22 protein-coding genes are annotated in these 19,324 nt (G+C 53.0%); 12 read left to right on the top strand and 10 right to left on the bottom strand.

Annotation, left to right across the window (positions count from 1 at the left end; genetic code table 11):
* Positions 1-151 precede the first annotated feature (151 nt).
* Positions 152-1,255: a hypothetical protein gene (locus WBJ47_RS14540; RefSeq protein WP_422246186.1), complete on the top strand. Its 1,104-nt coding sequence runs from the start codon at positions 152-154 to the stop codon at positions 1,253-1,255.
* Here the strand turns inward: WBJ47_RS14540 and WBJ47_RS14535 are convergent.
* Together WBJ47_RS14535 and WBJ47_RS14530 are read right to left on the bottom strand one after the other, a co-directional pair.
* The gene (locus tag WBJ47_RS14535) at positions 1,225-2,598 is read right to left on the bottom strand and encodes a heavy metal sensor histidine kinase (RefSeq protein ID WP_422246188.1); all 1,374 of its coding nucleotides are present in this window, start codon (positions 2,596-2,598) and stop codon (positions 1,225-1,227) included. The two genes, WBJ47_RS14540 and WBJ47_RS14535, sit on opposite strands and share 31 nt — an antisense overlap.
* Positions 2,598-3,281, bottom strand: a complete 684-nt coding sequence (locus tag WBJ47_RS14530) for a heavy metal response regulator transcription factor (protein WP_422246190.1) — start codon at positions 3,279-3,281, stop codon at positions 2,598-2,600. The genes WBJ47_RS14535 and WBJ47_RS14530 overlap by 1 nt, the downstream gene beginning before the upstream one ends.
* A gap of 114 nt (positions 3,282-3,395) precedes the next feature.
* On the opposite strand from WBJ47_RS14530, the gene WBJ47_RS14525 reads away from it, so the two are divergent.
* Genes WBJ47_RS14525 through WBJ47_RS14510 form a run of 4 tightly spaced genes read left to right on the top strand, consistent with a single transcriptional unit; the run spans position 3,396 to position 6,948 of the window.
* A complete protein-coding gene (locus WBJ47_RS14525) occupies positions 3,396-4,700 on the top strand; it encodes a TolC family protein (RefSeq protein ID WP_422246191.1) in 1,305 nt (434 codons plus the stop codon).
* Between the two features lie 5 nt (positions 4,701-4,705).
* Positions 4,706-6,136: a multicopper oxidase family protein gene (locus WBJ47_RS14520; protein ID WP_422246192.1), complete on the top strand. Its 1,431-nt coding sequence runs from the start codon at positions 4,706-4,708 to the stop codon at positions 6,134-6,136.
* A 6-nt stretch (positions 6,137-6,142) separates the two neighbouring features.
* The gene (locus tag WBJ47_RS14515) at positions 6,143-6,640 is read left to right on the top strand and encodes a cupredoxin domain-containing protein (protein WP_422246194.1); all 498 of its coding nucleotides are present in this window, start codon (positions 6,143-6,145) and stop codon (positions 6,638-6,640) included.
* On the top strand, positions 6,640-6,948 hold the full coding sequence (locus tag WBJ47_RS14510) for a copper-binding protein (protein ID WP_422246196.1): 309 nt from the start codon (positions 6,640-6,642) through the stop codon (positions 6,946-6,948). Before WBJ47_RS14515 ends, WBJ47_RS14510 begins: the two co-directional genes overlap by 1 nt.
* Before the next feature lie 8 nt (positions 6,949-6,956).
* On the opposite strand, the gene WBJ47_RS14505 is transcribed toward WBJ47_RS14510, so the two are convergent.
* From WBJ47_RS14505 to WBJ47_RS14495, 3 genes are all read right to left on the bottom strand, one after another.
* Positions 6,957-7,712, bottom strand: a complete 756-nt coding sequence (locus tag WBJ47_RS14505) for a 2OG-Fe dioxygenase family protein (RefSeq protein WP_422246197.1) — start codon at positions 7,710-7,712, stop codon at positions 6,957-6,959.
* 188 nt (positions 7,713-7,900) lie between these two features.
* Positions 7,901-8,128 (bottom strand): TIGR03643 family protein, encoded by a 228-nt coding sequence (locus WBJ47_RS14500; protein WP_422246199.1) that lies wholly within the window; start codon positions 8,126-8,128, stop codon positions 7,901-7,903.
* Complete coding sequence (locus tag WBJ47_RS14495) at positions 8,100-8,642, bottom strand: RrF2 family transcriptional regulator (protein WP_422246201.1); 543 nt, start codon at positions 8,640-8,642, stop codon at positions 8,100-8,102. The genes WBJ47_RS14500 and WBJ47_RS14495 overlap by 29 nt, the downstream gene beginning before the upstream one ends.
* Before the next feature lie 159 nt (positions 8,643-8,801).
* Here WBJ47_RS14495 and WBJ47_RS14490 point away from each other — a divergent pair, with 159 nt between their 5' ends.
* Together WBJ47_RS14490 and WBJ47_RS14485 are read left to right on the top strand one after the other, a co-directional pair.
* Positions 8,802-9,773 (top strand): MerR family transcriptional regulator, encoded by a 972-nt coding sequence (locus tag WBJ47_RS14490; RefSeq protein WP_422246202.1) that lies wholly within the window; start codon positions 8,802-8,804, stop codon positions 9,771-9,773.
* Positions 9,770-10,135, top strand: coding sequence for a DUF2237 family protein (locus tag WBJ47_RS14485; protein ID WP_422246204.1), 366 nt, complete (start codon positions 9,770-9,772; stop codon positions 10,133-10,135). Before WBJ47_RS14490 ends, WBJ47_RS14485 begins: the two co-directional genes overlap by 4 nt.
* Before the next feature lie 7 nt (positions 10,136-10,142).
* Here the strand turns inward: WBJ47_RS14485 and WBJ47_RS14480 are convergent, their stop codons facing one another.
* The gene (locus WBJ47_RS14480; protein WP_422246206.1) at positions 10,143-10,847 is read right to left on the bottom strand and encodes a type 1 glutamine amidotransferase; all 705 of its coding nucleotides are present in this window, start codon (positions 10,845-10,847) and stop codon (positions 10,143-10,145) included.
* Between the two features lie 141 nt (positions 10,848-10,988).
* On the opposite strand from WBJ47_RS14480, the gene WBJ47_RS14475 reads away from it, so the two are divergent.
* Together WBJ47_RS14475 and arsJ are read left to right on the top strand one after the other, a co-directional pair.
* The gene (locus WBJ47_RS14475; RefSeq protein WP_422246226.1) at positions 10,989-12,032 is read left to right on the top strand and encodes an ArsJ-associated glyceraldehyde-3-phosphate dehydrogenase; all 1,044 of its coding nucleotides are present in this window, start codon (positions 10,989-10,991) and stop codon (positions 12,030-12,032) included.
* A gap of 5 nt (positions 12,033-12,037) precedes the next feature.
* Positions 12,038-13,264 (top strand): organoarsenical effux MFS transporter ArsJ, encoded by a 1,227-nt coding sequence (gene arsJ, locus WBJ47_RS14470; RefSeq protein WP_422246207.1) that lies wholly within the window; start codon positions 12,038-12,040, stop codon positions 13,262-13,264.
* Here arsJ and WBJ47_RS14465 read toward each other — a convergent pair.
* Entirely contained in the window at positions 13,203-14,708 is a 1,506-nt protein-coding gene (locus tag WBJ47_RS14465) for an ArnT family glycosyltransferase (protein ID WP_422246209.1), read from the bottom strand. The genes arsJ and WBJ47_RS14465 overlap by 62 nt on opposite strands.
* Positions 14,709-14,808: 100 nt before the next feature.
* Between WBJ47_RS14465 and WBJ47_RS14460 the strand changes: the two genes are divergently transcribed.
* Complete coding sequence (locus WBJ47_RS14460) at positions 14,809-15,708, top strand: DMT family transporter (protein ID WP_422246211.1); 900 nt, start codon at positions 14,809-14,811, stop codon at positions 15,706-15,708.
* Here WBJ47_RS14460 and arsB read toward each other — a convergent pair.
* Positions 15,689-16,693 (bottom strand): ACR3 family arsenite efflux transporter, encoded by a 1,005-nt coding sequence (gene arsB / locus WBJ47_RS14455; protein WP_422246212.1) that lies wholly within the window; start codon positions 16,691-16,693, stop codon positions 15,689-15,691. The two genes, WBJ47_RS14460 and arsB, sit on opposite strands and share 20 nt — an antisense overlap.
* Before the next feature lie 168 nt (positions 16,694-16,861).
* Between arsB and queE the strand changes: the two genes are divergently transcribed.
* Together queE and WBJ47_RS14445 are read left to right on the top strand one after the other, a co-directional pair.
* Positions 16,862-17,494: a 7-carboxy-7-deazaguanine synthase gene (gene queE / locus WBJ47_RS14450; RefSeq protein ID WP_422246214.1), complete on the top strand. Its 633-nt coding sequence runs from the start codon at positions 16,862-16,864 to the stop codon at positions 17,492-17,494.
* Positions 17,494-17,907, top strand: coding sequence for a 6-pyruvoyl trahydropterin synthase family protein (locus WBJ47_RS14445; RefSeq protein ID WP_422246215.1), 414 nt, complete (start codon positions 17,494-17,496; stop codon positions 17,905-17,907). The genes queE and WBJ47_RS14445 overlap by 1 nt, the downstream gene beginning before the upstream one ends.
* Positions 17,908-18,001: 94 nt before the next feature.
* Here WBJ47_RS14445 and WBJ47_RS14440 read toward each other — a convergent pair whose 3' ends face one another.
* Both WBJ47_RS14440 and WBJ47_RS14435 read right to left on the bottom strand, forming a co-directional pair.
* Positions 18,002-18,568: a hypothetical protein gene (locus WBJ47_RS14440; RefSeq protein WP_422246216.1), complete on the bottom strand. Its 567-nt coding sequence runs from the start codon at positions 18,566-18,568 to the stop codon at positions 18,002-18,004.
* 15 nt (positions 18,569-18,583) lie between these two features.
* Positions 18,584-19,231 carry a LuxR C-terminal-related transcriptional regulator gene (locus WBJ47_RS14435; protein WP_422246218.1) on the bottom strand — a complete coding sequence of 216 codons (648 nt, stop codon included), beginning with the start codon at positions 19,229-19,231 and terminating at the stop codon, positions 18,584-18,586.
* Positions 19,232-19,324 lie beyond the last annotated feature (93 nt).

The raw sequence follows: 19,324 nt of genomic DNA, 5'->3' as shown, positions 1-19,324 counted from the left end.
ACACATCAACCCATAAAACCCCGCAGCACTAAGCATAACTAAAGTAATTGTAACTAAGTTATACCTAACAATATTTTATGAAAATAGTTATATTCTTTTGAATTAAAATTCGTTTCTTAAAATTTAAACCGCTATATCCAGTAGAAAAATAATGATAAATACCTCGATTACCAGACAAATCGGCCTCTTTTTTGTTTCACTCGCCACATCATTCAGCATCCAAGCACAAACGCCCTCTTCGCCTGACTTTAGCGCCCCCCATCTCAAAGACATGGCGATTTTGTTGACTGGCAAGGAACCAACGACAGGCCTACCAAGCAATATTGAGGGCAACCTGAAATGGAAGCTCTACTCAAAAGAAGTACAAAACAACTGGGCTGAATACACCAAAAAAATTGGTGTTCCGATGGTCAATTGGGCAAAACAACATATCGGACAAACCTCCGATACGATTTTCTACCCTTTTTCCGGACCGGACTTCACCACGGTTTACCAACTATTTCCAAATGCCAAGCGCTATGTGATGGTCGCGATGCAGCACGCCGGTCGACCGATGGATCTGAGTGCGCACACCCCTCTCATCACCGATCAGAGTCTGGACCAGCTCACGTCTGCCTGGCAACTCTATGGGACGCATGGTTTTTTTGTGACCGAGTATCTTGAGCGTTATTACTACGCCAGCCAAGGAAAAATCGGTGCCAGCACCTTTCTCGCTATCTTTCTAAAACTGCAGGGTTTTGACATTGAACGCGTCACCCCGATCAAGATTGGCCTCAATGGCGAGGTAGAAGAGCTCCCTCTTGAGACGACCCTCTGGAGCTCCGTACGTTTTAACGCGACTAAAAATGGCAACCCGATTGTGCTGGATTACCTCCGAATCGACTTGTCGAATCAAGGGTTTCAGGCAGCGCCCGACCATTTCAAATTTGTTCAACAGATGGCTTTTAATCCAACGCTTTTCAAAGCAGCATCACATCTGCCGCAAAATACAAATTTCAATATGATTGCCAATGCAGTCCTTGATCATGCTCCTCTGGTGGTGCAGGACGAAACCGGCCTGAACTACACCGCACTCAGCCAAAAATTCGACAGTACGCTGTTCGGAAAATTCGTTGTGGCCCATCAAGCCTTTCAAAACTATCACGGGGATCTCGCGCGCGCATTTGCGCAGCGTCAGGACGTTCAGCCTTTAAATTTTCGTGTGGGGTATTACAAAGACGGCAACTATGTACTGATGGTGGCCCGACGCAAGTGATTTGGAAATACCAGCGTAAAGCTGGTATTTTTTTGATCTGATACAACGCGAATCATGCCGCCATGCGCGATCATGACGGACTGGGTAATAGACAGTCCAAGCCCGGTTCCACTATGTTGAGGATGAGGCCGCGATTTTTCAACGCGAAAAAATCGATCAAATAATCGTGGAATAACAGCAGCGTCAATCGGCTGTCCCTCATTCGCCACGCACAACTCCACAGTGTCTGACAACGCCACAATCGTCACGCTCACGACGGAATGCTTATTTGCATGACGAAGCGCATTTGAGAGTAGATTACTGATCGCACGCTGAACCATGACACGATCGCCATCTATCGTTGCCGTTCCCTTCAGGCTTAAGCCAAGACCAGCCTCCTCAGCTACAGCTTCATAAAAATCAAAAAGTGACTGCGTCTCTCGCTCTAGCATCACCGATTCGCGATGAGGGAGTTCCAGTCCATGCTCCGTTTTAGCGAGGTACAGCATATCTGACACCATCCGCGCAAGGCGCTGAAACTCCTCAGCGTTAGACGCCAAAATTTCACGATACGCCTCTGCATCACGCTCACGCGCCAACGTGACCTGTGTTTGAGTCAATAGATTGGTGATGGGTGTGCGCAACTCGTGCGCCAGATCGCCAGAAAACTCCGAGAGCCGCTCGAAATCGCTTTCCAAACGCTCGAGCATTAGGTTGAGACCTTTTGCGAGTTCGGCCAACTCTTGAGAGCTTTCTGTCGTGGGCATTCGCACACTCAACTGACGTGCATCAATTTTTCGAGCATGGTCGTGCATCACTCTCAGCGGAGCCAAGCCTCGCCGCGCCGCCCACCAACCCAACACGCCGCTCAAGATCGTTGCACACAACAAATACAATGTGAGCGTGAGACGTAACTGACGCATGAAATGTGTGTGGTGATGTGTATCCATCGCTAACAACAACTGTTCACCGTTTGCGAGTGGCACTTTGATTCCACGCAAAGCAAGACCTTGACTCTTCCAGTCGTAGGTTTCGCCCATGCCAATCTGCGCGTCACGCAAGGCAGAAAAATCAATTTCTCCGTTTTTAGCTTCCCGGGCTTGAGCGGAATCCAGTGCAATGTAAAGTCCCTCGTGACTGAGCATCTGTTGAGCCAATAACGCTTCGCTCGCGACGGGATTTTTATTCTGAGACAAACTACTTTGTATCAGGTTCGCCTTGCCTTGCAAGTAGCTCAGATCCAAATCCACAAAGTGTGCCTGAGTCGCACGCGCCACCATCACACCCAAACCACTCAGCACAAGGGCCGACACCAGCGCATAGAGCAGCGTCAAGCGTGTGACTAATGTCAGTCGTCGCAACATCAACTCGGTTTTCCATTATCAAGGACATAACCCATGCCGCGTACGGTCTGAATCAGTCGAGCATCAAAACCCTCATCTACCTTGGCGCGCAATCTGCGCATCGCCACTTCAATGACGTTGGTGTCACTATCAAAATTCATATCCCATACGAGCGAGGCAATCAGCGAGCGCGGCAATACCTCGCCTTGTCGACGGATCAACAACTCTAGCAAACCAAACTCTTTAGGTGTCAAATCAATCCGGCGTCCTGCCCGCGTCACGCGACGACGTATCAGATCGACCTCTAAGTCTGCGACTTGCAGCGTCGAACTTTCTGTATGGGGTCGACCACGGCGCAACACATTACGGACACGCGCCAACAACTCCGCAAATGAAAAGGGTTTAACCAAGTAGTCTGCTGCGCCGAGCTCAAGCCCTCGCACACGCTCTTCCACTTGATCGCGGGCGGTGAGAAATATCACGGGCGTGCTGACGCCTGCTTGCATCAGTGCTTGCAATACCCCCCAACCGTCCATGCGTGGCAGCATGACATCCAGAATAATCAAATCCTGATCACCCTCTACACCCAGGTGCAAGCCGTCCAAACCATCTTGGACGAGATCCACCGTAAACCCCGCCTCGCGGAGGCCTTGGCGCAAGTAATCACCGGTTTTGGGTTCGTCTTCAATGAGCAGTATTTTCAACTAGGCAACCCCCTGCTTGCTACATAACAATTTTGTAATCTTGATGTCACGTCTTTATTGCTCTTGCAATACTACAGTAGAGTCTCTTAAATTTTAAAATTGATTCAAACCAGAATGCGACTGATTAAAATTCGCTCCGCATGGACTCCCCTGGGACCTCTGTTGTTATCCATTTCAGCGTTATTGGCGCCGGGTCTGTTTTCAATGGCGCATTCCCAACCTGCCAACGCCTCGGTTCGAGCCACTCAAGCGGCAGACGGCCAAACATGGCGCAACGCCAACAACGAAGTGGGTCGCTACGCTCGAGGTCATATTGACCTACTCAAAGCCGAGCGCGGGCGGATCGAGCGCGATCCCAATCTCACGTTTGGTGCGTTCAAAGAAGATGCTGCGGCACCTGAGCTTTCTGAACAGGCTGCTCGCAAAGCCGTCCTGACACTTCATGCTGACTTGCTGTCTACACAGGCTATTAGCAGCGTGGAAAATTACACCCGAGATACTCAATTACTGAGCCTTCTTCAAACCACACAGAAGCTCTGGATCGAGGCTGTCTCCGCCAAGGAGCAATTGAACATTCAGCTCCGTTTAACCGAGGCGGCCAGCGTCTCGCTTGAACTCGCCAAGCGGATGGAAAAAGTGGGGAATTGGGGACGCAATCGACTGGTCGAAGTAGAAATCAGTTATCAGTCTGCGCGCAACCAATTGCTTCTTGCGGATCAAGCCGCATTTAACAGCCGACAAACACTTTTAAAACAATTGGGCTCCGAACAATGGCGACTGCCTGACGCACTGCCCAAACCGATCAGTCAAAGTGGTTTATCAGAATTGCTCATTCCCCTAGACCAACAACAAGCCGAGCGCCTGGCTCGGCATCCCCAATACAGCCTGATAGAAAAAGAAGCGCAATACTACGAAAAAATTGTGGGACCTGTCATGCTGGATCAATGGCGACAGCAACTCGATCAGTTAATCGACGCCAGTACGAGTTGGACAAGCGCAATCCCCACGCTGGATCGCACCAAGATTCTCTGGAATCACGATCTGGACAAGGCTATCAAAACACGCGCCGAAGCGCTGCGCATGCGCATACAGAGCAAAAGCGACTTACTTCAAGCGAGGGAACACTTACGCGCGACGCACACACAGGCCTCGGACATCTTGAGCACTTTGCAAAAACTGTACGGCAGCGCCGAGGAAGAAGCTCTCATGCGCTACAACGGCATGTTCATCAGCACTTGGGAATTAATCGCCAAAGCGCAAGCCAAGATGCAAGCCGAATTCGCAGTCGCGCAGGCCAAACGGTCATTCTGGCTCGCACTCGCGGACATGCGTGCCCTGTTGGCAGGCGCACCCTATGCTGGCCCTGGCAGTAATGCTGGCAGTCCTGACAGCAACAGTTCTTCTAGCAAAGGCCACTGATTTTTATGGAACGCAGAGACTTTATCCACCAAGCACTGATTGGTCTGGCCGGCACCGTGACTGCGACTGCGGTTAGCAAGCATGCGTTTGCCAGCGTGCCGGAGCCTATCTATCAGCCAAGCGCAGGCACAGCGCCGCCATGGCGTGGCCCCGAAACTGAGGGTCCAGAGGCTCGCTATCGCCCTGTCGTCACACTCAATGGCTGGACACTGCCTTACCGCATGAATGAAGGCGTGAAAGAATTTCATCTCGTCGCCGAACCGGTTGTGCGTGAAATGTCACCTGGCTTCAAGGTCAACATGTGGGGCTATAACGGACAGAGTCCCGGACCCACAATCGAAGTCGTCGAGGGGGATCGCGTCCGTATTTTTGTGACGAATCGACTCCCTGAAAAAACAACCATTCACTGGCACGGCCAGAGACTTCCAAATGGTATGGACGGCGTGAGTGGACTCAATCAACCACCTATCCCGGTTGGCAAAACTTTTGTATATGAGTTTGTCGCAAAACGACCCGGCACGTTTATGTACCATCCCCATGCCGATGAGATGACACAGATGGCGATGGGCATGATGGGCTTTTGGGTGACGCATCCCAAAGCTCAGCATCCCAACATCAGCGTAGTGGATCGCGATTACTGCCTGCTGCTCAATGCCTTTGATGTCGAGCCCGGTAGCAAGACCCCCAAGGTCAATACCATGCTGGACTTCAATATTTGGGCCTTTAACAGTCGCGTGTATCCGGGGATATCGCCCATGGTCGCTAAATTAGGTGATCGTGTGCGTATTCGGGTCGGTAATCTGACGATGACGAATCATCCTTTCCATGTGCATGGTATTGAGTTCGAGGTCACCGGTACCGATGGTGGCCCTGTCCCAGTCGCTGCCCGATGGCCGGAGGTGACGCAGGACATCGCGGTCGGTCAGATGCGTCAAATCGAGTTCATCGCCGATGAGCCGGGCGACTGGGCGGTGCATTGCCACAAGAGTCACCACACCATGGGTGCGATGGGCCATGACGTCCCGACCATGATTGGCATCAACCATCAAGGTCTAGTGGGTCGCATACAAAAAGTTGTTCCTGAATACATGGTCATGGGTGAGCGTGGCATGTACGACATGAAGGAAATGGAAATGGAACTCCCCCCCAACACCATCCCCATGATGACCGGCACAGGGCCTTATGGTCCGATTGGCATGGGCGGCATGTTTACCACGCTCAAAGTTCGCGAGGATGTAAAACCAGACGACTACTCAGATCCGGGTTGGTACAAGCAACCAGTCGGCTCGCAAGCCTACGAATACCGTGGCAGCCTCCCACCGGTCAATCGAGAGAGCGCTGCGACTTCTGGAGCGACAACGGGAACGCCTACTGACAACGGTAACGCCCAAGTACGCAAACCGAATTCATCCAACAACAGTTCACACAAACACTAAACCATCATGAAAAATTTCATCACTCCCATGCTGCTTGGTCTGACGATTGCGACGGCAACCATCCCTGTCCTCGCGCATCAAGCCAATCACTCCGCCCATCACGCCATGGAAAAGGAACAAAAGGACTGGGGCATTGGCGGAGACGCGAGTGCCGTCACCCGTACCATCGAAATCACCATGCTCGATACGATGCGTTTTGTACCCGATCAAATTACCGTCAAACAAGGTGAAACAGTCAGACTGACCGTCAAAAACTCAGGGAAAGTCATGCATGAGCTGGTCATCGGCACCAAGCAGGAGCTGGATATGCATGCGGAGATGATGAAAAAACATCCGAACATGGAACACGATGAGCCCTACATGGCGCACGTTGCTCCTGGGAAAAGCGCTGACATGATTTGGAATTTCAATCGGGCTGGACAGTTTGATTTTGCCTGCCTGTTGCCCGGTCATTATTCCGCGGGCATGGTCGGAAAAATTAATGTGACTTCGGGAGCACAATAATGCGTTTTAAAAAATATGTACTCGCATTCGCGTTGACGCTCAGCACCGTTGGCTGTGCACTTGGCTGGAGTAGCAGCGCATTGGCACAGGCCATGGCAGAAGGCGTAGTGCGCAGGATCGATTTGGACAATAACAAAATCACGATTCGTCACGGCGAAGTCAAAGCCCTCGACATGCCGCCGATGACCATGGTGTTTGTTGCGAAACAACCTGAGTTATTGAAATCGCTGGCGCCCGGAGACGCGGTCGTCTTCGAGGCCTTTGAAGTGAATGGTCAATACTCGGTTGGGAAGATACAAAAAAAATAAGCTCGATCTCAAGCTTTGATCATGGCGGGATCGTCGAGAAACGACTTTGCCCTGAGCGTCACGACCAAGGTGTCGCGACAACCGTTTTCCTCTGTAGGCTGGATCGGTGTGGTTTCGTGAATGACACGTTCATCATCCAGCAATAAAACAGACCAAGGTTGTGTCAGGGTAAAACGCTGACCAAAAGGCGTCGTCATCTCGAACACCCTGGTCTCTCCGCCTTTGATGTGATGGCGTCCCACCATAAAAACCGCCACCAAATGCACGCCGTCTCGGTGCGCGCCTTCTGGAGTAGGACGACCAATGCCGTCAGCCGTATCGATACGAAACTGATGCGCCTCGGTAAACCACGTCTGTGGGCCATGCATCTCTGACGCGACGCGACCGAGAAACCGCAGCAGCGCTTGCCATGCGGAATCCTGTGACACATGTGCTTCAACGGGTTCGAACCATCGGTGCATCCCACCGTGCAACGCGTTGTACGAAAGAGGCTGCCAGTGTGCCCGATGCGCGACGGAGGTCACCTGATCGCCGTTGATTTCATAACTGCTATGGCGACGGTAACGATAGCGACCGCCATCCTTGAGATACTGATCAGGTGCCAGCGAGGCCCACGTCGACTCGAGCTGTTTGAGCGCCTCCAGAGACGCCCCACTCAACTGCGCCACGCTTTCAGCGCTCAGCACAGCAAAGCCCTGCTTGCGAATGGTTTCGCGCAAATCAAGGGCGGCGGTCAGTGGGGGCTGCAGAGTTTGGATCGACATTGCTCTCTCGAGGTTCAACAACTACTTGTTGTTGTCTGGTTCATCTGGCGCAGGCGTCTGAACGTCGAAACACATCTTTTCTCCGTCCCAGCGCTGACCACACCAGCATACCCCTTCCTCGTTAATGATGCAGGTTCCGGACCCACAACATCTTTTGTCTTCTTGCATGTTGTTCCTTTTGATGATGCTTAGCGTGGGCGAGCGGGCTGCCCCAGGCACGCGGCATGGCGTCCGACATCATTCATTTCGGCGGGACGACGCGTGAGATGTTTGGTGCGGCGCCCAGTCACCCGGGCGCGCCACAAGCGAAAAGAAGAGTTTTTAAGCTCTGTACGCATCAGTGTAATCACTTGTGGCTCACTCAGCCCGAACTGACGCTCAATCGCCTCAAAGGGCGTACGATCTTCCCACGCCATCTCGATGATTCTTGAGATCTCGCTCGGTGTGTGCGTAGTCTTCATCATGCTCCAGAGTGTTGAGTGCAAGTGAATTCAACACAGGTTTGAAATCATCTGCCGTCATTTCGAACTCGAGCGAAAAATCAATCTCGCCTGGCCGACCCAGCAGCTTAATCAACGGGACAGCTTTTAAAAACTCGTTTTTGATGTGTTCATACTCAGCCTCGAGCCAGGCTGTGACATGACCATTTTCACTAGGCTCCGCCGGCGGCAACTCTGCGCCACCAAAAATCGAGACCACATCCCAAACGCTCAAACTTGTCAGATCACCGTCAAAGCGGTGGCCACCGCGCGGCCCGCGATTAGATTTCAACAGCTGACGTGTCCGCAAGCCTTTTAAAAGATTCTCAACGTAAGAAACTGACAAGTCCAAATGTCTGGCGAGGTCTTGTGTGGTCAGCGCTTCGCCATTTGGCAATCCGGCGAGCAATACGACAAGGCTCAGAGCATGTTTCGATTCATTGGCGCTCATTTTTAATCCTTAGTCATGTGACGAGTAGATTCAAGACTCTAATATACGGTAATTTCTATTCAATTCCATTCATTATCTATATGTATTGATAGATTCTTGTTAAAAATATGCTGTAATCTATTCAATATCTATTCAATTATTGATTTTACTGAGAAGCTTATGTCCGTTGAATCAAAAAACCACAACTACCGGATCGGCACGATTTCCAAACTGGCTGGCATTCCTGTGCCGACCCTCAGAGTTTGGGAGTCTCGCTATGCTGCGTTCACCCCGATCAAAACGGAGGGACAGCATCGCCTCTATGGAGAGGAAGACTTGCTGCGTGCCACGCTGATCAAACAACTGTGCGATGAGGGGCATGGCATCAGCACGATCGCCAACCTCAACGTGCAAGCACTCAGTCAACTCCATCACAAACATCGCAACGGCAAGGCAATTGAGGTGAGCCCGGCTCGCGCACAACAGGTCACGATGGCGGTAATAGGACTCGGACTGGCTCGACGCATTGAGGCAAAAAAGTTTGCACTCGATCTGCTGGCCAGCAGCATCGAAGTCACCGATATCTTTTCAGACCTCGAGGCTGCACAAGCGGGCACGTTTGAAAAACCCGCAGAAATCCTGCTGATTAAGGTCAATACCCTGCACGAAATCGTGATGCACGAAATCGAAGTCGTCAAAGCAACAAATAAAGCGACCCAAGTTATCGTGATTTACAACTATGGGCGCGAACAAGTGGCGCACGCAATGCGCGCGGCTGGCATGCTGGTGCGCCGCGAGCCAATATCTGATTACGAGCTCGGAGAATTGATTCGTTCTATCCTGACGGTCGAGGCCAACCATACTCTGCGCGAAGTCACACCAAGCGCTATGATTCCCGCACGCAAATACTCTGATGAAACCCTCGCGCGCGTGGCAGGGATTTCTACAAACGTCTTGTGCGAATGCCCAAAACATGTCGCTGAAATTATTGCCCAGCTCGCGAGTTTTGAGCAGTACAGTCAGGAGTGTCTAAACAAAAGCACAGAAGACGCACACTTGCATGCGTATCTCACCTCAGTCTCAGGCTCGGCCAGAGCCTTGTTTGAGCATGCGCTTGAAAAAGTCGCCCAACACGAAGGAATCGAATTATGAATGTTCTTGGCACCGAATTGATCGCTTGCTCCTACGACCCCTTGACGGGCTACTTCAGAGACGGCTGTTGCAACACGCAAGCCGATGACTTGGGATCGCATGTGATTTGCGCCAAAATGACCCAAGAGTTTTTAGAGTTTTCCAAGCAACGCGGCAATGACTTGTCCACGCCAATGCCGCACTACCGCTTTCCTGGACTCAAGCCCGGCGATCGTTGGTGCTTGTGTGCGTTGAGATGGAAAGAGGCCTTTGAGGCCGGTGTCGCCCCTCAGGTTTTTCTCGACTCCACGCACAAACGCGCCTTGGACTTTGTTTCGCTCGAATGGCTGCAATCCTGCGCCGCCCCCAGCTCAAAGGCCTGAGACTCGATCACTGAGTCTGTCGTGCTCGGACAAGTGACATAAAGCGATCAAAAATCGCACCAAGTTGTTCGTTTTCTTCTGCGCCGGCGATCAAGGCATCGACGTCTTTACCTTCGGCCAGAAACCAGTCACGGTTTTTTTCCAGAAATTGGCAGATTTGTGTACGGTCCATTTCCGGATGAGGTTGAATCCCCCAAACCGGACCGTGCCGCCATTTCCAGATCTGATTGCCGCAATCACCATTGCGCGCCAAAATCACCATATCCGGATGGTCGGCTTTGATTTCATCGCCATGCCAATGAAAGGTGCGCACAAGCTTAGGGAAATCCTGCGTTAGCGGATCCGTCTTGGCGGCCTCCGTAAACTCGACCTCTGAATATCCTGTGTTGCGTGAGCCGCGTTTAAATACTTGGTCATGCCCCATCAACGCCGAGGCCAGCAGTTGACTGCCAAAACACAAACCCAGCATCGGCACTTGTGCATGCGCGAGCAATCGTACGGAGTCATGCGCTTGCGCAACCCACTGATCTTGGTCATAGGCACCCGCCACGCTCGCCCCCACAAACACACCAGAGAACTCCGTGGTGGTCGGAAACTCTCCAAAATTGGTTCTGAACTCCACGAGCGGCAAACCGCTGTCACGAATCGCGCGATCAAAGCGGGTCGCGGGTTGTTCAATATGCCAGTTATTCAGATAGGCGAAAGGCTTCATTGGGTGGGGCTCCAGTTAGCAATCGGGCATGATAGCCTGAGTCAGGGGCGCTCTGTCATCACGCTGTCATGATTTTGCAATCTAGATGTTTTATAAATGTACGCATCCACTGAACACGAACAGATAGCTGGGGCAGAAACGATGAAAGTTGGCATCAACGGTATGGGCAGGATTGGACGCTTGGCGCTACGGGCCGCTTTTGGCGCCGCACACCGTCCAGAAAGCGACCCTCGTCAAAGCAATCGGCTTGAGGTTGTCCATCTCAACGAGCTCAAGGGCGGAATCGCTGCGACCGCGCATCTGCTGACCTTTGACTCTGTTCAGGGACGCTGGAGAGAAGAAATCGAGGTCGAAAGCGACACCTCGATCAGACTCGGCAAACGCTCCGTTTCCTTTTCCTCGCATGCGAATCCAGGCGATATCCCTTGGGGTGACTTGGGTGTGGAGCTTGTGCTGGAATGCACAGGGAAATTTTTAACCCCCGAATCCATCCAGGGCCATTTTGATCGCGGCGCCAAGCGTGTGATCGTCGCCGCCCCCGTCAAGGTCGGCAACGTACTGAACATCGTCGTGGGGATTAACGAACACCTCTATGACCCTGCACAACATAAAATCGTGACAGCGGCCTCATGCACGACCAATTGCCTGGCACCTGTGGTCAAGGTGATCCATGAAAACATTGGCATCCGTCACGGACAAATCACCACGATCCATGACCCGACCAACACCAATCTCGTGGTCGATGCCCCCCACAAAGATTTGCGACGCGCCCGCAGTGCCATGCAAAGCCTTGCGCCCACGACCACAGGCAGCGCGACCGCGATCACCTTGATCTACCCGGATCTCAAAGGCAAGCTCAACGGTCATGCTGTCCGCGCCCCAGTCCTCAATGCCTCGTTGACCGACTGCGTGTTTGAGCTCAAACGCGAGACGACGGTCGAGGAAGTCAATGCCTTGTTCACTCAGGCGGCCCAAGGCGAATTAGCGGGGATTTTGGGAGTTGAAACCCGCCCCCTCGTGAGTGTCGATTATGCCGGTGATACGCGTAGTTCCATTATTGATGCGCTCTCCACCATGGTGACCGATGGCACGCTTCTCAAGGTGTACGCGTGGTACGACAACGAAATGGGTTACGCCTGTCGCATGATCGACCTTGCCTGCCACATGCAAGCAAGAGGGATTTAACGCCCATGTCCACACACGCCGCACGCAACTACGCCATTGTGACGTCCGCCTATTGGGGATTCACACTCACTGACGGCGCACTGCGCATGTTGGTATTGCTTCATTTTTACCGCTTGGGTTATTCGCCCTTTGCCCTCGCCTTTCTATTTTTGCTCTACGAGGCCGCTGGTGTGGTGGCCAATCTGCTGGGAGGGTGGCTTGCGACACGCTTTGGCATTTCGCGCATGCTGATGGTGGGCTTGGTGACCCAGATTGTTGGCTTTCTGCTGCTCTCCGCACTCTCGCCTGAATGGACCGCAGCAATGTCGGTTGCCTGGGTGGTCATGGCGCAAGGCGTGTGCGGTGTGGCCAAGGACTTAACCAAGACCGCCAGCAAATCCGCCATCAAAATCACCGCAGGTCAAGCCTCGGGGCAATTGTTCAAATGGGTTGCCTGGTTTACTGGCAGCAAAAACGCGATGAAAGGCGTGGGATTTTTTCTGGGAGGCCTGCTGCTTGATCAGGTCGGCTTTCAGGGTTCGCTTTGGATCATGGCGGGACTGTTAGCGCTGATTTTGGTGGGCGTGGTTTTTTCTCTGCCGCCCATGATGGGCAAAAGCAAAGCCTCCAAATCCGCCAAAGAACTCTTTGCTAAAAACCGCGGCATTAACCTGTTGGCAGCCGCACGCGTGGTGCTGTTTGGTGCGCGCGACGTTTGGTTTGTCGTCGGCGTGCCCGTCTTTCTGTACGCTTCAGGCTGGACCTTTACGATGGTGGGTGGCTTTCTCGCGGCGTGGACGATTGGCTATGGTTTTGTTCAGGCCATGGCGCCTTCCCTAGTCCGACGCAGTGAGGATGGACTGAGCAACGAAGTGCCCGCCGCCCGACATTGGTCTGCCATCCTGGCCTTCGTCACCGTCGTGCTCTGCGGGCTCGTTTGGCTCGATGTCAGTCACCTCGAATGGGTCGTCGTGGCTGGCCTTGGAGTATTTGGCTTTGCCTTTGCCGTCAATTCTTCGGTGCACTCTTATTTGATCCTGGCCTATGCCGGCTCAGAAAAGGCAGCCGAAGACGTCGGCTTTTATTACGCCGCCAACGCTCTGGGCCGCTTTATCGGCACCCTGCTTTCAGGCCTGTTGTATCAGTGGGGAGGCCTTCTTTACGCGCTGATAGGCTCCGCCCTGATGCTGATCACTTGCTGGCTGGTGACCCTGGCGCTGCCCCTACAACGCCCTTCTGGCGAAACAACGTAAAGTAGCCGTGCTTGCTCAAGGGCTCCAGGCCCGCGAGCAAAGACGGCGGCATGTAGCCCAAATCGGATGTGCGGATTGCCACAAAAGCAGGAGTCGTTTCCAGCTTTTTAGATAGACTCTCCGGTGTCTTTTCAAGTAAGGCCTTTCCCTGGCTATAAAAAGACGCGGAAAACGGCCGATGACCCAAATAAATCAAGGGCAGACCTTGAGGCTGGCGCGTTCGGTAGTCCTCAATCAAGGTCTTGGCTGCCAGATCATTGCTACGTCCCGTAAAGGGCATGCTCACGTTAAAGCCGACCGCGAGCACCATCGTAATGGTCAGACCCAGGGCGAGATTGATCCGCACCAGATTTTGATTGGCGCGCGTGGTCAGCCAGCCCCCCACCAATAAAGCCAGCGCAGGCAAGCCTGGCATGACATAGGGCCAGATAATGTTGCCTGCCATCGTAAAAAATACTGCTGGAATAAAGGCCCAGAGGAGTAAGTAATTGCGCCAAGCAGCCGGTGTGGCACTTTCTGTTGACGGCATATTTTGGGAAGTATTCGGCTGAGCCGTTGCCAGCTCCGCACGTGCGCCACGCGTCTGCCACGCAAGAATGGGGAACAAAATCGTCCAGGGCAACACATCCGCCATCATGAACAACCAGATGGTGCCGTAGGGATAGTCGTGCGCAGTGCCGTACAGATCCCCTTTCCAACCCGGTGTCACAAAGCGATTGAAATGCTCACCCACGATGAAATAGTTGATGAAACCAGGCGAACGTAGCTCGGCAATCACATACCAGGGCAGCGCGATTGCGGCGGTCAACAACAATCCTCGGATCCAAGGCAAGTCACGCCAGATCACCCGAAGATTGCCAGACAGCAAGGCCCAGATTCCGCAAGGCAAGCCTGTTAACACGACCCCCACCGGACCCTTGGCCAGTAAAGAAATCCCTAAACCAATAAAGAGCAGCCAACGTTCAGAACCACGCCGCGACGCGTCGCCGTGCAAACCATTCCAGAACCCCCGCATCGACAAGGTCGTGCCAATTACTAAGGCCATGTCCATCATGACCATGCCTGAGGCGACAAAAAACATCACAGAGCCGAGCAGCAAGGCAATCGCGTACGTCGCCCCCGTCGAGCCGCTCCGCGGGCGCATGCCCCACAGAATCCAGAGCACCACCATGCCGGCCAGCCAATGCGGAAAACGCGCGGCGAACTCATTGATGCCAAAGATCTTGAAACTAATGGCTGTGATCCAGAACGCCAGAGGGGGCTTACCCCAAAACGGCACATCGTACGTAAACCAGGGTGTCACCCAGTCGTTGAGCTCGACCATAATGCGCGAGATTTCGCCGTAACGCGCTTCGGTCGTGTCCATCAGCGGCGAAAAGCCAAGCAGCAATAGACGCACGGCAGCGGCGGCAAAGATGAACCAGAGAAAATTTCGGTATGTCATCACTTAGAAAACACGTTTAGAAAAGCATCAGGTGGGTCGAAGCCACAATTGACACTGGAGCTTCGAGGATTAAAAGCATTTTAAGCGGATACTATGACGCATGCGTCCTCATAGTGTTTTCGAGCTTTTACTGCTTTCCTTTTTTTGGGGAAGCTCATTTCTGTTGATTCAAGTCGGTGTCGCCGAATTTGGTCCCGCACCCCTTATCTTTTTGAGAACGATGATCGCCGGACTGGTGCTCTTGCTGGTGTTGGCCTTTAGGCGCGAAGTTTGGGTCTTATTCAAACATTGGAAAAACTTTATTCCTCTCGGACTGCTGGACTCGAGTCTGCCTTATATGTTGTCGGCCTATGCCGCGCTCCACATTCCCTCGGGCACGATCTCGGTGATCAATGCCGTCACACCGCTCTGGGGTGCGTTGGTGGCCTGGTTATGGCTGGGGATCCGTTTAACCGTGACGGGTGCCTTGGGGCTGTTGATTGGCCTGCTGGGTATCACATTTCTGGTCTGGGAGCGCTTTGAGCTCGCGCTGAGCGACTCGACTCTGGCATTGACCGCTGCCGTGCTCGGCCCGATTTGTTATGCACTTTCAGCGTGTTACGCCAAAAAGTACTTGTCTTCATTTAGTCCGTTCGTCAATGCGACAGGCTCTTCGCTCACGAGCGGCGTCTTGCTGCTGCCACTTGCCTGGTACTGGTGGCCCACCGAGTCGGTCAGCTCTGTGGCTTGGCTCGCCGCCCTTGTCTTGGCGGTGCTTTGTTCGGCCGTCGCCTATGTCTTGTATTACCGCTTGATTCAGCACATTGGCCCGGCACGTGCCATGACAGTGTCTTATCTCGTCCCGGTCGTCGGACTTTTCTGGGGCTGGACGCTGATGGGTGAGCACTTTACGTTGCGCACCCTTTTAGGCGTTTTACTGATCTTTACGGGCCTGGCGCTGGCCAACGGCGTGGGGTTTAAGCGAGTCAAACTCGCTCGCGTCAAGTCCGACCACGGTTAAGCAGCCACACCAGCGACAGCATGACAGGCACTTCGACCAGCACGCCCACGACCGTGGCCAGCGCCGCACCTGAGTTCAGTCCAAACAAAGAAATCGCCACCGCGACGGCCAACTCGAAAAAATTTGACGTACCAATCAGACACGCGGGTCCAGCGATGTCTCGAGGCAGCTTGAGCCAGCGCGCGCCTAACCAGCTCACTGCAAAAATCCCGTAGGTCTGCACAATCAGAGGGATCGCAATCATGCCGATCACCAACGGTTGCGCCACAATCGTGCGTGCTTGAAAGCCAAACAGCAGCACAACAGTGGCAATCAACCCCACAATCGACCAAGGCTTGAGCCTCGCGACAAAACGGCTGACTGCCGCGGAAGACTGGCGCAACAAGGCCTCGCGGGTCAAGACACCCGCGATCAGTGGCAAGACCACATACAAAATCGTTGAAATCAGCAAGGTTTCCCAAGGCACCGTCAGCGAAGTCACGCCCAGCAAAAATGCCGCAATCGGCGCAAATGCAAACACCATAATGAGATCATTGACCGATACTTGTACGAGCGTGTAGCTTGCATCGCCTTTGACTAGCTGGCTCCAGACAAACACCATGGCCGTACAAGGTGCGACCCCCAGCAAAATCATCCCCGCGATGTACTCGCTCGCTGTTTGAGGATCGACCCAAGGGGCAAAAATATACTCAAAAAACAAAACCCCAAGGGCGGCCATCGTAAAGGGCTTGATCAGCCAATTGACCACCAAGGTCAAGAACAGCCCGCGCGGCTTTTGACCGACTTGTTTGATCGAGGACCAGTCGATTTGAATCATCATGGGATAGATCATGATCCAAATCAAGACCGCCACGACCAGATTGACGTGTGCAAACTCCAGGCCGGCGATCACGCCGAACATCCCAGGCGCCAACAGCCCCAACCCCACGCCCGCCAAGATGCCGAGACCCACCCATACAGTCAAAAAGCGCTCAAATAAGCCCATAATGTTCTCTCTTTATCCAAAAAACTGATTCAGGCCCCAGTCCTTGATGCCCTGCGCAACCTGCCGCAAGAGCTTACTTGATAATGACCTCTAAACGGTTTGTCGCGCTTGACTGCAAGCGCTGCGTTTACAATGCGCGATCTAGACTTTATTTAAGTATTGAAATCAATGACCTATAGCGTCAAAGAAATTTTCTACACGCTGCAAGGCGAGGGACTGCGCGCCGGACGGCCAGCGGTCTTTTGTCGTTTTACCGGCTGCAATCTCTGGACCGGCCGCGAAGAAGACCGTGCCAGCGCCGTGTGCAAGTTTTGCGATACCGATTTTGTCGGCACAGACGGCACCCTTGGAGGCAAGTTTCAATCGGCCGAAGCGCTCGCCGAGCAAATCTCTACGCTTTGGCCCGCCGGACATGGCCACCAATACGTGGTGTTAACCGGTGGTGAGCCACTCTTACAAGTCGATCAGGCCTTGATCGAAGCGCTCCATGCCAAAGGCTTTGAGATCGCGGTCGAAACAAACGGCACCATTGAAGCGCCCGTTGGGATTGACTGGATTTGCGTCAGTCCCAAAGCGGGCGCGGACTGGGTCCAGCGCCAAGGTCACGAGCTCAAGCTCGTCTACCCACAACCCACGCTCTTGCCTGATCAACTGGGCTCCAGTCACTTTGAGCATTATCTGCTTCAAGCCATGGATGGTCCGGACCGGCTCGCCAATACGCGCGCAGCCATCGCCTATTGCCAGAACAATCCCGTCTGGCGATTATCGGTACAGACACACAAAGTATTAGAGATTCGTTGATGCGCGCTCCCCACCTCCAAGACACAAGCCAAACAGGCGACACTCCCTGGTGCGAGCTCTCGCAACGGTTTTATTTCGAAGCCGCCCACACACTGCGTCGGACGATTGAAACCGAAGGGAGTCTGCGCATCCACGGACACACCTACGAAGCCGAAGTGACTGTCTCTGGCTATGCGGATGCCAAGACCGGTATGCTGGTGGATCTGGGCTACCTGCGCCAGCAAGTCGCACGCGTCAGAGAAATGCTGGATCATCGGTTTTTGGACGAAATCGAACACCTCGGTCCTGCGACCCTGGAAAACCTGTGCGGGTTTATTCGCAACCAACTGAAACCCACCCTGCCCCAGTTGTCCTCTGTGCTGGTGGAAAGAAAAGCCAGTGGCGACCGGTGTGTGCTGCGCGAAAAAATATAGTCACACCGATATAAAGCCGATACGATCGTAATGCCGTTTCCAGAGCTTGGAGGGGTGATTCGCAGGCTCCAATTAGACTTTAGCCATCCCGTCTTTACTTCACAACTTTTTTGACTGTTTTTTTCACAGCTTTAGAAACGGTACTTGTTTTACCGGCTTTTTTTGCTGAGGCGCTTGAAAGTTTTGCTCGCGCAGACGCGCTTGCAGCCACATTGGACATTTGCACGGCTTCAAACGCTGCAGCTGCCGCGACGTTTGTCGCTTTTGCAGCAGCAGCCGACGCCTTGAGCGCAATGTCATTGGCTTGATGCGCCACAGCCTCTGCTGCTGCTGCCGCCGCTGCGGAGGCAGAAGACGCCGACGCCAACGCGGACTCTGCCGCATACTCCGCCGCCTTGGCCGCACTTTCAGCTGCAGCCACCACAAACTCCGACGCCGCTTGTTTGGCCGCCCTGGCCGAGTCTGTCGCAGCCTTGCTGGCAAGCTTGGCCGCTTTGGCTGCGCGCTGAGCCGCCTCAGAAGCGTTGACCGTCATTGTTGTAAGGCCTGACAAGGCTTCGGTGTATCTTTTGTTGACAGTGACATAGTTCTCGCGCAGATGAACCATTTCGACCTCTAGAAAGCCCAATTTGTTTTGAATCGCTTTAAGAGTCATTGTCATGTTTTTATCAACTTATCATGCTTGTATTAAATTATTGCGGATCGCGTAACGCGTCAGGTCCGTAGCTTTGTGTAGGCCAATTTTATTCATGATGTTACGCCTATGCACATCCACTGTGCTGGGCGCGATGTGGAGCTTAACCCCAATTTCTTTCGAAGACAGTCCATCCGCGATCAAAATCAAGACTTCTTTTTCACGATCGCAAAGATTGAACTCCGCCAGATTGGTATCCGCTTTCTTATTATTTTTCGCAAAATCCATCAACGTCGCCGATGCGGCTTGGCACATATAAAACTGATTATGCGAAACGCTCTTAATCGCAAAGAGCAACTCATCCAACGTACTCGTCGTCGAGATAAACCCCTTGGCACCCGCACTCATGGTCTCGATGATCATATGCCGTCGCACTGTGGTCGAGAGCGCAATCACGCGAAGCTTGGGACAGGCGCTAATCAATCGTTTGATCAACGCCAAACCATTACTTGCCAGCAAATCCATCGCTACGAGCGCCACATCCGGGGCGTGGTGCTGATTGAACTCCACGGCCTCACCCCAGTCTTTAGCGACACCGACGATCTGCATATCGGGCTCGTTCTGGAGGAGACAGCCGATACTTTCGGACAAAATGCGATGGTCGTTGACAATCAAGATCTGGGTCGGCATACGAGAACCTTTTTGTTCTGCTGCATTGTTTTTGATATAGCTTATTAGTACTAAGCTTATACACTTTTTAATATATGTAGAACAATTTCAATA

Origin of the sequence: Zwartia sp., from assembly GCF_049655405.1 — a bacterium.
GTDB lineage: Bacteria > Pseudomonadota > Gammaproteobacteria > Burkholderiales > Burkholderiaceae_B > Zwartia.
This window is presented reverse-complemented; position numbering and strand designations above follow the sequence as displayed.